Consider the following 12,901-nt stretch of genomic DNA (forward strand, 5'->3'; position numbering starts at 1 on the left):
AGCCCAGTGCGACGCGTCCGTCTGGTCAACAGACTATTACCCGCGAAGGCGGCCGACCTGTCTCAGTTGAGGACGAGGCGTTCGGCGAAGATGCTGCGTTCCCCCTTCGAGGCCTGGCGGAACTTGGTCGGCGACACGCCGGCAGCGCGGTGGAAGGTGCGGACGAAGTTGGAGAGATCGCCGAAGCCGACGTCATAGGCGACATCGGTGACCGCGATGCCGTCATCGGCGAGCAGCCGTGCCGCGTGCCGCAGCCGTGAGCGCACCAGATATTGATGCGGGGTGACGCCGAGCACGCTCGAGAACAGCCGCAGGAAGTGGAATGGGCTGAGGCCCGCCTGGTTTGCTGCCTGTTCGAGATCGACCTCTTCATGCGAGTTGTCGTCGATCCACAGCGCGGCCTCGACGGCGCGGCGGCGGTCGCGCGCGGTCGGTGTGGCCGGCTTGCGCGCCTTGCCCGAGACGACGTCGACAAAACGTCCCGCCAGGATCTGGCCGACTTCGTCGAGACCGATGTCGCTGTTGCCATCTGCCGCCGTCTGGGCGAGCTCGCCCAGCACCATCAATTCGGGCAGCGGCGGCATGGCGCCGACCCGCCAGATCTCACGCCGCCCACCGAGGGCATCGACCATGTCCGCGCTGAGGAAGAACCCCAGGCAGACATCGCCGCTGACATGCTCATGGGTGCAGGTGTATTCCTCGCCGGGCGCGCCGACCAGCATCGAGCCCGCCACCAGCTCGAAGAAGCCGGCGCGGCAATGGCAGCCGAAGCTGCCCGAGCGGACATAGGCGATGGAATGCCCGGTGCGGCATTCGGCAAATGGCGTATCGCCTGGTCCCGCATCGCAGCGAAACTCGAAGACCGTGATCGATTGTGACGTCAGCAGCGGGGTCGCATCCATGCCACCTTATCTAGGTGGACGGCCTCGGCGGAGCAACGGGCAGCAGCACCTCGAACAGCGTCTTGCTGGCGACGGGATGGGCGCCCTCCAGCGCCAGCAGCCGCCGCTTCGAGATCACCCCGCCATAGGGCGAGAGCCGGTCGGTGTAATTGCCGGCCTCCAGCACCCGATGGCAGGGCACGATCAGCATGTAGGGATTTTTGGCGACTGCCTGCGCCACCGAATGCGCCGCGCCCGAGGCGCCGAGCGCCTTGGCGACCTCGTGATAGGTGCGTGTTTCCCCGCGCGGAATGGAGCAGGCGAACTCATAGACGCGCCGATTGAAGCCGGGCACGCCGCCGGCATCCAGGCTGACCTCGGAAAAATCGGGATCGCGGCCTTGCAGCAGGATCACGATGCCCTCGATTGCAAGCTCGGCATTTTGGCACGGCCGTTGCTCGCGCGCCTCGGGATGGACCTGAAAGATCCGGCGGCGGGTGTCGATCTCCCGCGCCTCCGGCAACTGCACGGCGACGACGCCGGTGCCGCTCCAGATGATGCCGCAGCGGCCTATGGCCGTGTCGAATATCGAATAGCCGCGCCCCACCATGCACACGCCCCACTCAGTGCACGTCTCTCCCCAGACACGGAGATCATAACACCGCCACAATCCGGCGCACCCAAAATCTTACCGAAAAGTTAAGGAGCGTCGGGCCGAATGCGCCAAACCGCTTGGCGGGACGCGCCGTCTCGGCTAATCAGAACCGGCGTGACCAGCGCATCCGCGGGCGTAGTTCAATGGTAGAACGGCAGCTTCCCAAGCTGCATACGAGGGTTCGATTCCCTTCGCCCGCTCCAACACTTAGTTCGGCAGGCTTCGCAGGAATTCCACGATCGCTGCATTCACCTCCGCCGGCCGCTCCTGCTGCGTCCAGTGTCCGCAGCCGGGTAGCATCCTGATCTCGCGCAGCTGCGGCACCCATTGCTTCATGTTGGCGAGATGCTCGGCGGCGCCGGGGAAGGCGACGACCATGTCGTGATCGCCGGCGATGAAGAGCGAAGGCACGGCCACCTTCACGCCCTCGAAGGCACCCATCAGCTCCCAGTTGTGATCGATGTTGCGGTAGTAGTTGAGCGGTCCGCGAAATCCGCTGCGGGCAAATTCAGTACCGTAATGGTCGAGGTCGGCGGCGCTCAGCCACGACGGAAGCGGCACCTGCACCTTCGGCAACATGCCGTCCTGGCGCGAGACCATGCCGACGCCAACGGTCCTGCTGGCGCGCTCGGCATTGGCGCGGATCGCCGACGCCCCTTCACCGGAGCCGCCATAGAGCATGGCACCGAGCGTTGCGCGCGGATCCCGTTCGAACTCCGCTTCGGCGACACCCGGCTCCTGGAAGTACAGTTGATAGAACTGCACATCCGCCGTTTGCGGCATGACACTTGTCGGCCGCACCGGACTCCGTGGTCGAAAGGGCACGCTGAGGATGGCGGCGGCGCGGAAGCGATCGGGCCGCAGGCGCGCTGTGTGCCACGCGATCGTCGCGCCCCAGTCGTGCCCGACGATGACGGCGTCCTTCGCCTCGAAGGCGTCGAGCACGCCGACGAGATCGCCGATCATGTGGAGGATCGTGTACTGATCGATCGCTTCGGGCCGGTCACTCTTGCCATAGCCGCGCATGTCGGGTGCGACCGCGTGGTAGCCGGCCGCCGCGAGCGCCTCGAGTTGGTGGCGCCAGGAGTACCAACCTTCCGGAAAGCCATGGCAGAGCAGCACCATTGGCCCCTTGCCCTGCTCGGCGACGTTGAGGCTGATGCCGTTCGCCTTGATCCTCCGCTGCGTCGGCTCGCCCATGTCATCGCCTCCCGGTCATCGCGAATGGGCGCATTTTAATCCGCTCTGCCGGCTCGGCAAAGATTCTAATATGTTAGCCTCTCGCTCCCGGCACGCCCGCCTCGCCCGCCCTAAGCTGCTCTCGCCCGGCGGATGCGGACCCTGCGCCGGGCGATATCTGGATTGGGGCCATGGACCAGCAGAAACTCGACCGCGCGATCGGGCGCCGCTTGAAGACGCTGCGGACGCAAGCCGGCATGACGTTGAACGAGCTCGCTGGCCGCTCCGGTGTGAGCCGGGCCATGATCGGGCGGGTCGAGCGGGCGCAGAGCAGCGCGACGGCGTCACTGCTCGGCAGGCTCTGCGCCGCGCTCGACGTATCGCTCAGCGACGTGGTCGCGCTCGCCGAGAAGCCGCCGGAGCGGCTGGTGCGGCTTGCCGACCAGCCGCACTGGCGTGATCCCGAGAGCGGCTATCGAAGGCGGCACGCCTCACCGACGGATGCGGCGAGCGGCCTCGAGATCATCGTCGTCGATTTGCCGGCCGGCGCGCGGGTGCCGTACAGCCCCTGGGGCCGCAACGCCTTCACCCAGCAGCTGTTGATGCTGGAGGGTGCGATCGCCGTGTACATCGACGCCAAGACGGTGCGCCTGCGCGAGGGCGATTGCCTGGATTTCGACGTGATGCGCGCGGTGATCTTCGAAAACGAAACCAAAGAGGACGCGCGCTACGTCATCATCACGCGGCGCGGTTCTGCTTACGGGAAGATGTGAGATCATCGAGCGTGAGGCCCTGACGATGCAGATCCGGACCGGCGACACCTATGATCCGCGCGTCATCGCGCTGCTCGATCATCACGTCACGGCAGCGCGGGCGCAGACCGCACCGGGCAGTGCGCATGCGCTCGATCTGGCGGGCCTTCGCGCGCCGGATATCGCGTTCTGGACCGGATGGGACGGCGAGACACTGATCGCCACCGGCGCGCTGAAGACGCTCTCGGCCAGCCAGGGCGAGGTGAAGTCGATGCACACGCTTCAGACCACCCGGCGGCGCGGCTTTGGCGGCCAGATGCTCCGCCACATCATCACGAAGGCCCGCGCGCGCGGCCTGACGCGGCTCAGCCTCGAGACCGGCTCATGGGACTATTTCAAGCCGGCGCTTGCGCTCTACCAGGCCCACGGCTTCGTCACCTGCGGCCCGTTCGAGGGTTATGTCGAGGATCCCAACAGCCTGTTCCTGACGCTCGACCTAACCAGGGGCTGACCTGCCGGCCGGGCAGCCTGGTTCGATCCGAGCTTGAAAATGCCTCCTGCTCCTCAAAATGAGTTGCGTACCTCAAAACACCTCTGCTAGCCTTCAGCCATGGCCGAGACGCTCACCCCGACCGCATTGACGCTGAAGGATATCGCCCGCGAGGCGGGCGTGAGCCTGGCGACGGTGGACCGCGTCTTGCATAACCGGCCGGGCGTACGGCCCGATACGGTGCGGCGCGTCAAGGCGGCGATCGAGCGCCATTCGTTCCAGCCCCACGTCGCCGCCGCGGAGCTCGCCCGCGGTCGCGCCCGCCGCTTTGCCTTCGTGATGCCGTCGGGGCCGAACCCGTTCATGCAGCAGATCGAGGCCTATCTCGGCGAGATGGCGGCCTGGCTCTCGGCGCGCCGGCTCAGCGTCGAGATCGTCACAACCGACGTGTTCGACCCCTCGGTGCTCGCAGGCTCGCTGGAGGCGATGGCGGGCGATTGCGACGGCATCGCCGTCGTGGCGCTGGATCATCCGAGCGTGCGCGCCGCGATCAACGATCTCGTCGATGCCGGCACCAAGGTGGTGACGCTGGTTTCGGACGTGCCGTCGTCACGCCGCCACCATTATGTCGGCATCGACAACATCGCGGCCGGGCGCACCGCCGGCGCGCTGGTCGGGCGGCTGGTCGGCCAGAGGTCCGGCAAGGTCGCGATCGTCGCGGGCTCGCAGGGCCTGCGCGACCATGCCGAGCGCATCTTCGGCTTCAACCAGGTGATGGGGGCGGAATTCCCCGGTCTCAGCGTGCTGCCGGTGCTGGAAGGGCGCGACGAGGACGATCGTTCGGAACAGGTTTTGGCGCGGCTGCTCGGCCGGCATGCCGACATAGTCGGCCTTTATAATGTCGGCGCCGGCACGCAAGGCGTCGCCAAGGCGTTGAGCGATGCGGGCCGCGACAAGCAGGTGGTGTTCGTCGGTCATGACGTCACCGTGCTGACGCGCCGGCTGCTGCTGCAGGGCGTGATGGATGCCGCGATCTCGCAGAACCCCGGACACGAAGCGCGCGCCGCCGTGCGCGTGCTGCTCGCGCTCGCCCGCGGCGAGCCGATCCTGCGTGAACAGGAGAAGATCAGGATCGACATCGTGATGCGGGACAATTTGCCTTAGCGGCAGGTCGATATCGAACGAGCCGTGGCGGAGAGCGCGACGTCAAGATCGCGCATTGAAATGGGTCAAGAGGAGGACGATTTGTATCTCGGACTGGACATCGGCACATCCGGTGTGAAAGCGGTGCTTGCGAGCGAAGCCGGCGCGATTGTCGCGACGGCAACGCGCGAGCTCGCGCTGTCGCATCCGGCGCCGCTGTGGTCCGAGCAGGACCCCGATTCCTGGGTCGATGCGGCGATCGGCGCGGTCGACGATCTCGCCGCCCGTCATCCGCGCGAGGTTGCGAACGTGGCCGGCATCGGCCTGTCGGGCCAGATGCACGGCGCGACGCTGCTCGACGAGGACGGCCGGCCGCTGCGTCCCGCGATCCTCTGGAACGACGGCCGCTCGCAGGCGGAATGCGTGGCGCTGGAGCGGCGCTGTCCCTCGCTGCATACGATCGCCGGAAATCTGGCGATGCCCGGTTTCACCGCGCCGAAGCTGCTCTGGGTCGCGCGGCACGAGCCCGATATTTTCGCACGCGTGGCAAAAGTGTTGCTGCCGAAGGCCTATGTCCGCTATCGCCTGACCGGCGAGATGATCGAGGACATGTCCGATGCCGCCGGAACGCTCTGGCTCGACGTCGGCCAGCGCCGCTGGTCGGCCCTGCTGCTGCATGCGACCGGGCTCGACCTTCATCACATGCCGCGCCTCGTCGAGGGCAGCGCGGTCAGCGCGGCGCTGGCGCCGGAATTCACGCAACGCTGGGGCATGGCTGAGAACGTCGTGGTCGCGGGCGGCGCCGGCGACAACGCTGCGAGCGCGATCGGGCTCGGCGCCATCGCTCCGGGCGATGCGTTCCTGTCGCTCGGCACATCCGGCGTCGTGTTCCGTGTCACCGATCGCTTCGCGGCGGCGCCGGCCCAGGCCGTGCATGCCTTCTGCCACGCGCTGCCCGGCCTCTGGCACCAGATGGGCGTGATGCTGTCGGCGGCCGCTTCGCTGGCCTGGCTGTCCGGTGTGATGGAGACACCGGCCGCGGCCCTGCTGGCCCCACTCGGCGAGCGTGTCGACGGGCCGAGCCCGATCAAGTTTCTGCCCTATCTCGACGGCGAGCGTACGCCGCACAACGATGCCGCGGCGAGCGGCGCCTTTGTCGGCCTGCGCGGTGCGACCGGGCGGACGCAGATCGTGCAGGCCGTGCTCGAAGGCGTCGCCTTTGCCGCGCGTGACAATCTGGCGGCGTTGAGCGCGGCGAGCGGGCCTGTTGCCGAGGTCGATCTCGTTGGCGGCGGTTCGCGCTCGCCGCTATGGGCGCAGATCTGCGCCGATGTGCTCGGCATTCCCGTCCACCGCGTCGAGGAGGGCGAGGTGGGGGCGGCCCTCGGCGCCTCCCGGCTCGGCCGGCTCGCTGCGACGGGCGAGGATCCGGCGCAAGTCTGCACCCGTCCGCGGCGGCTCGCGAGCTTCACGCCCCGCACCTCCGTCGCTGCGGCCTATGACGAGGCCTATCGGCGATGGCGTGCGCTTTATCCCGCATTGAAGGAGACTCTTTAAGTGAACGCGCCAGTCAAATTCTTCGATGCAAGTGCACCCGTCGCCTTTGCCGGCAAGGACGCGGGACAGGCGCCGGCTTTCCGCTGGTACGACAGGGATCGCATGGTCCAGGGCCGCAGGCTCGAGGATCATTTGCGCTTTGCGGTCTGCTATTGGCATTCGTTCTGCTGGCCGGGCGGCGATCCCTTCGGCGGCGAGACGTTCCTGAGGCCGTGGCACCAGGGCGGCGACGCGTTGGCGCAGGCCCGGGCCAAGGCCGATGTCGCCTTCGAGCTGTTTCGCCTGCTCGACGTGCCGTTCTTCACCTTCCACGACGTCGATGCGGCGCCGGAAGGCGCTTCGCTCGCCGAGTCCGTCGCCAATCTCAATGCGATCGCCGATCTGTTCGAGCAGAAGATGGCCGCGGCAAAAGTCCGCCTGCTCTGGGGCACCGCCAATCTGTTCACGCATCGTCGCTACATGGCGGGCGCAGCGACCAATCCGGACCCCGAGATCTTCACCTATGCCGCCGGCCAGGTCCGCGCCGCGCTGGAGGTGACGCACCGGCTCGGCGGCCAGAACTACGTGCTGTGGGGCGGACGCGAGGGCTACGAGACGCTGCTCAACACCGATCTCAAGCGCGAGCTCGACCAGCTCGGCCGCTTCGTCTCGCTGGTGGTCGAGCACAAGCACAAGATCGGTTTCAAGGGGCCGATCCTGATCGAGCCGAAGCCGAAGGAGCCGACCAAGCATCAATATGATTTCGACGTTGCCACCTGCTACGGGTTCCTCGAGCGCTACGACCTCCTGAAAGACGTCAAGCTCAACATCGAGCAGAACCACGCTATCCTTGCCGGCCATTCCTTCCACCACGAGGTCGCGCTCGCCGAGGCGCTCGGCGTGTTCGGCTCGCTCGACATCAACCGCGGCGACGATCTGCTCGGCTGGGACACCGACCAGTTCGCGATGAATGTCCCGGAGCTGGCGCTGGTGTTTCACGAGATCCTGAACCGCGGCGGCTTCACCACGGGCGGGCTGAATTTCGACGCCAAGATCCGCCGTCAGTCGATCGACCCTGACGACCTGATTCACGCCCATGTCGGCTCGATGGATGCCTGCGCACGCGCCTTCCTCGCCGCGGCCGACATGCTCGACGCCGGCGCGCTCAGCGCGCCGCTCGCAAAACGTTACGAGGGCTGGGCCGGCCCAGAGGGCCGCGCCATTCTCGGCGGCCAGCGTTCGCTCGCCGATCTCGCCGACCGCGCGCTCGAGCCCGGCTTCGACCCGCAACCGCGCTCGGGCCGGCAGGAATATCTGGAATCGCTGGTCAACCGTTATGTCTGAGGAAAGGCCGCTGATGGCAAATGCTGACTCGACCCCGGTCCTCGAACTGACCGGCATCGGCAAGGAGTTCGGCGCGATCCGCGCGCTGCATGACGTCGACCTGCAAGTCCTGCCGGGCGAGGTGGTCGGCCTGATGGGTGACAACGGCGCCGGCAAGTCGACGCTGGTCAAGATCATCGCCGGCAACTTCCGTCCCAGCCACGGCGATATCCGCTTTGCCGGCAACCCCGTCCATTTCAGCCGGCCGGTCGATGCCCGCGCCGTCGGCATCGAGGTCGTCTATCAGGACCTCGCGTTATCGGACAATCTCACGGCGGCGGCCAACGTGTTTCTCGGCCGCGAGCTGAAGCGCAAATTCGGTCCCATTGCCTTGCTCGACCACAAGGCGATGGCGGCGCGTGCGCTCGAATTGTTCGGCGAGCTGCGCTCGGAGACACGGCCCGACGATCTCGTCAAGCAGATGTCCGGCGGCCAGCGCCAGGCGGTCGCGATCGCGCGGACCCGGCTCTCCAATGCGCGGCTGGTGATGATGGACGAGCCGACGGCGGCGATCTCCGTCCGCCAGGTCGAGCAGGTGCTCGGCCTGATCCACCGGCTGAAGGAGCAGGGCGTCGCGGTGATGCTGATCTCGCACCGCATGCCCGACGTTTTTGCGGTGTGCGATCGCGTCGTCGTCATGCGCCGCGGCGAGAAGCGCGCCGACAAGCCGATCCACCAGACTTCCCCTGAGGAAGTCACCGCCCTCATCACCGGCGCGAAGGAGGCGGCGTGATGGCCATGCCCATGGAATCCCCGATCACCTTTTCCAATGTCGGCCAGATCAAGTGGTGGCAGCGCGGCATCTTCGCCTCTCAGACCGGCTACGTCCTGCTTGCGCTCGCGCTGTTGCTGGTGATCATGCATTTCGCCAGCCCGTATTTCTTCACCGAAGGCAACATGCAGAACGTGGCGAAGAACTTTTCCTTCATCGCCATCGCAACGCTCGGCGTCACCTTCGTGATCATCACCGGCGGCATCGACCTGTCGGTGGGGTCGATGATGTGCTTCTCCGCCATGATCACCTCGATGGTGATGACCGAATTGTCGGCGCCCGGTTCGCCCGCAGGCGCCTTGTTCGTGCATATGGCGGCTGACGGCAAGACCGTCGTTGCCAATGTGCCGGGGCTGATTCTGCTGGTCTCGATCCTCGCCGGCCTCGGCGTCGCGCTGATCGCCGGGCTCGTCAACGGCTTCTGCATCGCGGTGCTCGGCCTGTCGCCTTTCGTCACCACGCTCGGCATGCTCTCGATCGTGCGCGGGCTCGGCTATGTCGTCTCCAACGGCCGCGGCAGTTTCCCGGGCGGGCCGGACGCCGATTACTTCTACGCAGCGACCTCGGGTGACGTGCTCGGCGTGCCCGTGCCTTTCATTTATCTCGTGATCCTTGCGCTGACGATGGCCGTGGTGCTGCATCACACCTCGTTCGGCCGCCACGTTTTCGCGCTCGGCGGCAACGAGAAGGCCGCCGAACTGACCGGCATCCCGGTGGTGCGGGTGAAGATCGAGGTCTACGTGATCTGCGCGCTGGCCGCGGGCCTCCAGGGCATCATCATCTCCGGCTGGCTCGGATCGGCGCCGGCCAACATGGCGACGTCCTACGAGCTCAACGTGATCGCGGCGGCCGTGATCGGCGGTGCCAATCTCGCCGGCGGCATCGGCGGTCCGCTCGGAGCGATCGTCGGCTGCGTGCTGCTCGAAGTGATCCGCAACGGCCTCGTGCTGGCCCAGGTCAGCTCCTACTGGCAACAGACGCTGGTGGGCGTGATCATCATCCTGGCCGTGCTGGTCGATCGCATCCGCTCGCGGATGACCTGAATTTGACGTCGTTCCGGGAGGGCAAAAAAGTGTCGCCTGTCCGCTTCCCGGTCGTTTCCAAGAGGACGGGCACCAAACAGGAGTGGAGGAGACAATGAGGAAGATTCTTCTTGCCGGCATCGCGGTTGCGATGATGGCGACGCCGGCATTCGCCGCGAACTACCGTTTCGTCATCGTGCCCAAGGCGATGAACAATCCGTTCTTCGACTTCGCGCGCGACGGCTGCCTGAAGCGCGCCAAGGAGCTCGGCAACATCGAGTGCATCTACAAGGGGCCGGTCGAGCACGAGCCGGCGACGCAGGCGCAGATCATCCAGGACTTCGTCACCCAGAAGGTCGATGGTCTCGCCATCTCGGTTGCCGACGTCGCGGCCATGACCAAGTCGATCGAGGCGGCGACGGCAGCAGGCATCCCCGTCATCACCTTCGATGCCGATGCGCCCGGCTCCAAGCGCATCGCCTATATCGGCACCAACAACAAGGAGTTCGGCGTCGCGCTGGGCAAGCAGTTGTTGAAGATGCGCCCCGACGGTGGCAAATACGCCATGGTCTCGGGCGGTCCTGGCGCCAAGAACCTCGCCGAGCGTGTCGATGGTGTCCGCGAGGCGCTGAAGGGCTCGAAATGGGCCGAGGTCGCGGGCTCCCCGACCTTCTGCAACGACGATCCCGCGCTCGCGGTCCAGCAGATGACGGATATGCGTACCGCAACGCCTGATCTCGCCGCCATCGTTCCGATCGGCGGTTGGCCGATGTTCGCGCCCGAAGGCTTCAAGGCGTTCGCGAGCAGGAACAAGAAGGACATCGATTCCGGCAAGTTCACGCTTGTCGTCGCCGATACGCTGAAGATGCAGCTGGAGCTCTTGCGCGACGGCTATGCCAACGCGCTGGTCGGCCAGCGTCCATTCGAGATGGGCGAGAAGGCGATGGACACGCTGCTCGCCATCAAGAAGGGCGAGAAGGTGCCGGAGATCGTCTACACCGGCCTCGATCTCGTGACCAAGGACAACGTCGCGCAGATGTTGAAGTAGGAGCGCCCCCAGCCCCGCGTTCCTGCATGCCTCCCCCGCTTGCGGTTTCCGTGAGCGGGGGAGATGATCTTTGGATCGTTGGAATCGGAAGGCTATGGGAATGAAACGGTCGCGACTCGGCTCGCTTGACGTCACCTCAATTGGGCTCGGCTCCGCGCCGCTCGGCGGATTGTTCAGCCCCGTCAGCGATGCCGATGCGGAGGCGACGATTGCGCGCGCCTGGTCGCTCGGGGTGCGATTCTTCGATACCGCGCCGCTCTACGGCTTTGGCCTCGCCGAACGGCGGTTAGGGGCCTTCCTGCGGCAACAGAAGCGCGACTCCTTCGTCATCTCGACCAAGGTCGGCCGCCTGCTGCGTGCGCCGGAGGGCGACGCTGCCGAGGACGAGCACTACAAGAGCACGCCGCGTGAGCGGCCGGTGTTCGATTTCAGCCATGACGGTGTGATGCGATCGGTGGAGGAGAGTCTTGCCCGCCTTGGGCTCGATCGCATCGACGTCCTCTTGGTGCACGATCCCGATGATCACTATGACGAGGCCGTTGCTGGTGCCTTCCGTGCGCTGCAGCGGCTGCGCGAGGACGGCACGGCCAAGGCGATCGGTGCCGGCATGAACCAGTCGGAGATGTTGACGCGTTTTGCCGAGGCCGTGCCGGTCGACTGCTTCCTGCTCGCCGGCCGCTACACGCTGCTCGACCAGGGTGCGCTGGACGCGCTGTTTCCGCTCTGCACGGCCAAGAACATCGGCATCCTGCTCGGCGGCATCTACAACAGCGGCATCCTGGCCAATCCGCACACGAGCGCGAAATTCAACTATCAGGATGCCGACGCGGCGCTGGTTGCGCGCGCGCGCGAGCTCGACGCGCTCTGCCGCAAGCACGGCACCGAGCTCAAAGCGGCTGCGCTGCAGTTCTGCATAAGCCATCCGGCGGTGACGGTCGCCGTGATGGGCGCGCGCAACGCCGCCGAGGTCGCCGACAACATCGCGATGTCGGAGACGGTCGTGCCGACGGCGTTCTGGCAGGAGCTGCGTGCGCGAAACCTCGTCGATGCGCGCGCGCCGCTGCCGGGTGGGGCGTAAGCCATGATCATCGACGCCCATCAGCACTTCTGGGATCCCGCGCGCGCCGACTATCCCTGGATGGACGCGCCTGAACTCGCGCCGATCCGCCGCGCCTTCGGTCCGGCCGATCTCGCGCCGCTACTGAAGGCGAACGGCATCGACGCCAGCATCGTGGTGCAATGCCGCTCCTCGCTCGAAGAGACCGAGGAATTTCTGCGCATCGCGCATGCCACGCCGTCAGTGATTGGCGTCGTCGGCTGGGTCGACCTGACGGACGCCGCGCTCGACGACACGCTCGACCGGCTGCGCGGCTCGCCGGGCGGGGTAAAGCTCGTCGGTATCCGCCACCAGGTGCATGACGAGATCGATCCCGATTGGCTGCTCCGCGAGGATGTCCAGCGCGGTCTCACCGCTGTGTTCGCGCACGATCTCGCCTATGATTTTCTCGTCCGCAGCCGCGAGCTGCCCGCCGCCATTGCAACCGCACAGGCCTTTCCGCAAGCGCGCTTCGTGCTCGACCACGCGGCCAAGCCGCCGATCGCCGACGGCGGCAGCGCCGAATGGTCCGATCGCATCGAAGCGCTCGCGACGTGCGGCAATGTCTGGTGCAAGATCTCCGGGCTCGCGACTGAAGCGGTCTGGAATGACTGGGATGCGGAGCGCCTGTTTCCGTTCGTCGCGCACGCCGCAGAATGTTTTGGCGAGGACAGGCTGATCTTCGGCTCGGACTGGCCGGTGTGCCTGCTTGCGGGAAGCTACGGCGAGATCAAGACCGCGCTGGAGGCTTGCCTGGCGAGGCTTGGCCCGCAGATGCGGGACAAGGCTTTTGGTATGAATGCGACGCGGGCGTATCGGCTGTAGGTTAGCGCCTGAGCGCGCGCCTCGTCCTTCGAGACGGCGCTTACGCGCCTCCTCAGGATGAGGCTAAGCGGTACGGGTGTCTGCGAGAGCGACCGCCACGCACTCCGTTCCTCATCCTG

The 12,901-nt window shown here is 66.4% G+C and carries 13 protein-coding genes and 1 tRNA gene; 11 read left to right on the forward strand and 3 right to left on the reverse strand.

Annotated elements, in window-relative coordinates; genetic code table 11:
- Positions 1–62 precede the first annotated feature (62 nt).
- Both IVA79_RS33460 and IVA79_RS33465 read right to left on the reverse strand, forming a co-directional pair.
- Entirely contained in the window at positions 63–902 is an 840-nt protein-coding gene (locus IVA79_RS33460) for an AraC family transcriptional regulator (protein WP_247561330.1), read from the reverse strand.
- Positions 903–912: 10 nt separating this feature from the next.
- Entirely contained in the window at positions 913–1,491 is a 579-nt protein-coding gene (locus tag IVA79_RS33465) for a methylated-DNA--[protein]-cysteine S-methyltransferase (RefSeq protein ID WP_247561331.1), read from the reverse strand.
- Positions 1,492–1,665: 174 nt separating this feature from the next.
- Between IVA79_RS33465 and IVA79_RS33470 the strand changes: the two genes are divergently transcribed.
- Positions 1,666–1,739: transfer RNA gene (locus IVA79_RS33470), tRNA-Gly, on the forward strand.
- Between the two features lie 4 nt (positions 1,740–1,743).
- Here the strand turns inward: IVA79_RS33470 and IVA79_RS33475 are convergent.
- Positions 1,744–2,736: an alpha/beta hydrolase gene (locus tag IVA79_RS33475; RefSeq protein ID WP_247561332.1), complete on the reverse strand. Its 993-nt coding sequence runs from the start codon at positions 2,734–2,736 to the stop codon at positions 1,744–1,746.
- Between the two features lie 170 nt (positions 2,737–2,906).
- On the opposite strand from IVA79_RS33475, the gene IVA79_RS33480 reads away from it, so the two are divergent.
- The 10 genes from IVA79_RS33480 (at position 2,907) to IVA79_RS33525 (ending at position 12,782) form a co-directional block, all read left to right on the forward strand.
- Entirely contained in the window at positions 2,907–3,488 is a 582-nt protein-coding gene (locus IVA79_RS33480) for an XRE family transcriptional regulator (RefSeq protein WP_247561334.1), read from the forward strand.
- A gap of 25 nt (positions 3,489–3,513) precedes the next feature.
- Positions 3,514–3,978: a GNAT family N-acetyltransferase gene (locus IVA79_RS33485; RefSeq protein WP_247561335.1), complete on the forward strand. Its 465-nt coding sequence runs from the start codon at positions 3,514–3,516 to the stop codon at positions 3,976–3,978.
- Positions 3,979–4,077: 99 nt separating this feature from the next.
- Positions 4,078–5,121 carry a LacI family DNA-binding transcriptional regulator gene (locus tag IVA79_RS33490; RefSeq protein WP_247561336.1) on the forward strand — a complete coding sequence of 348 codons (1,044 nt, stop codon included), beginning with the start codon at positions 4,078–4,080 and terminating at the stop codon, positions 5,119–5,121.
- Positions 5,122–5,202: 81 nt separating this feature from the next.
- The gene (gene xylB / locus IVA79_RS33495; protein ID WP_247561337.1) at positions 5,203–6,657 is read left to right on the forward strand and encodes a xylulokinase; all 1,455 of its coding nucleotides are present in this window, start codon (positions 5,203–5,205) and stop codon (positions 6,655–6,657) included.
- Positions 6,658–7,980, forward strand: coding sequence for a xylose isomerase (gene xylA / locus IVA79_RS33500; RefSeq protein WP_247561340.1), 1,323 nt, complete (start codon positions 6,658–6,660; stop codon positions 7,978–7,980).
- Positions 7,981–7,993: 13 nt separating this feature from the next.
- The gene (locus tag IVA79_RS33505) at positions 7,994–8,752 is read left to right on the forward strand and encodes an ATP-binding cassette domain-containing protein (RefSeq protein ID WP_247561341.1); all 759 of its coding nucleotides are present in this window, start codon (positions 7,994–7,996) and stop codon (positions 8,750–8,752) included.
- Positions 8,752–9,834: an ABC transporter permease gene (locus IVA79_RS33510; RefSeq protein WP_247561349.1), complete on the forward strand. Its 1,083-nt coding sequence runs from the start codon at positions 8,752–8,754 to the stop codon at positions 9,832–9,834. The genes IVA79_RS33505 and IVA79_RS33510 overlap by 1 nt, the downstream gene beginning before the upstream one ends.
- A gap of 94 nt (positions 9,835–9,928) precedes the next feature.
- Positions 9,929–10,861, forward strand: coding sequence for a sugar-binding protein (locus tag IVA79_RS33515; protein ID WP_247561350.1), 933 nt, complete (start codon positions 9,929–9,931; stop codon positions 10,859–10,861).
- 100 nt (positions 10,862–10,961) lie between these two features.
- Positions 10,962–11,939, forward strand: a complete 978-nt coding sequence (locus IVA79_RS33520; protein WP_247561352.1) for an aldo/keto reductase — start codon at positions 10,962–10,964, stop codon at positions 11,937–11,939.
- Positions 11,940–11,942: 3 nt separating this feature from the next.
- Positions 11,943–12,782 (forward strand): amidohydrolase family protein, encoded by an 840-nt coding sequence (locus IVA79_RS33525; protein ID WP_247561353.1) that lies wholly within the window; start codon positions 11,943–11,945, stop codon positions 12,780–12,782.
- The last annotated feature ends 119 nt before the right edge of the window (positions 12,783–12,901 follow it).

It is taken from the genome of Bradyrhizobium sp. 138, from assembly GCF_023074075.1.
GTDB lineage: Bacteria > Pseudomonadota > Alphaproteobacteria > Rhizobiales > Xanthobacteraceae > Bradyrhizobium.

Coding starts and splice junctions, on each gene's coding strand:
- IVA79_RS33460 (WP_247561330.1), bottom strand. CDS start 902: ATGGATGCGACCCCGCTGCTGACGTCACAATCGATCACGGTCTTCGAG.
- IVA79_RS33465 (WP_247561331.1), bottom strand. CDS start 1,491: ATGGTGGGGCGCGGCTATTCGATATTCGACACGGCCATAGGCCGCTGC.
- IVA79_RS33475 (WP_247561332.1), bottom strand. CDS start 2,736: ATGGGCGAGCCGACGCAGCGGAGGATCAAGGCGAACGGCATCAGCCTC.
- IVA79_RS33480 (WP_247561334.1), top strand. CDS start 2,907: ATGGACCAGCAGAAACTCGACCGCGCGATCGGGCGCCGCTTGAAGACG.
- IVA79_RS33485 (WP_247561335.1), top strand. CDS start 3,514: ATGCAGATCCGGACCGGCGACACCTATGATCCGCGCGTCATCGCGCTG.
- IVA79_RS33490 (WP_247561336.1), top strand. CDS start 4,078: ATGGCCGAGACGCTCACCCCGACCGCATTGACGCTGAAGGATATCGCC.
- IVA79_RS33505 (WP_247561341.1), top strand. CDS start 7,994: ATGGCAAATGCTGACTCGACCCCGGTCCTCGAACTGACCGGCATCGGC.
- IVA79_RS33510 (WP_247561349.1), top strand. CDS start 8,752: ATGGCCATGCCCATGGAATCCCCGATCACCTTTTCCAATGTCGGCCAG.
- IVA79_RS33515 (WP_247561350.1), top strand. CDS start 9,929: ATGAGGAAGATTCTTCTTGCCGGCATCGCGGTTGCGATGATGGCGACG.
- IVA79_RS33520 (WP_247561352.1), top strand. CDS start 10,962: ATGAAACGGTCGCGACTCGGCTCGCTTGACGTCACCTCAATTGGGCTC.
- IVA79_RS33525 (WP_247561353.1), top strand. CDS start 11,943: ATGATCATCGACGCCCATCAGCACTTCTGGGATCCCGCGCGCGCCGAC.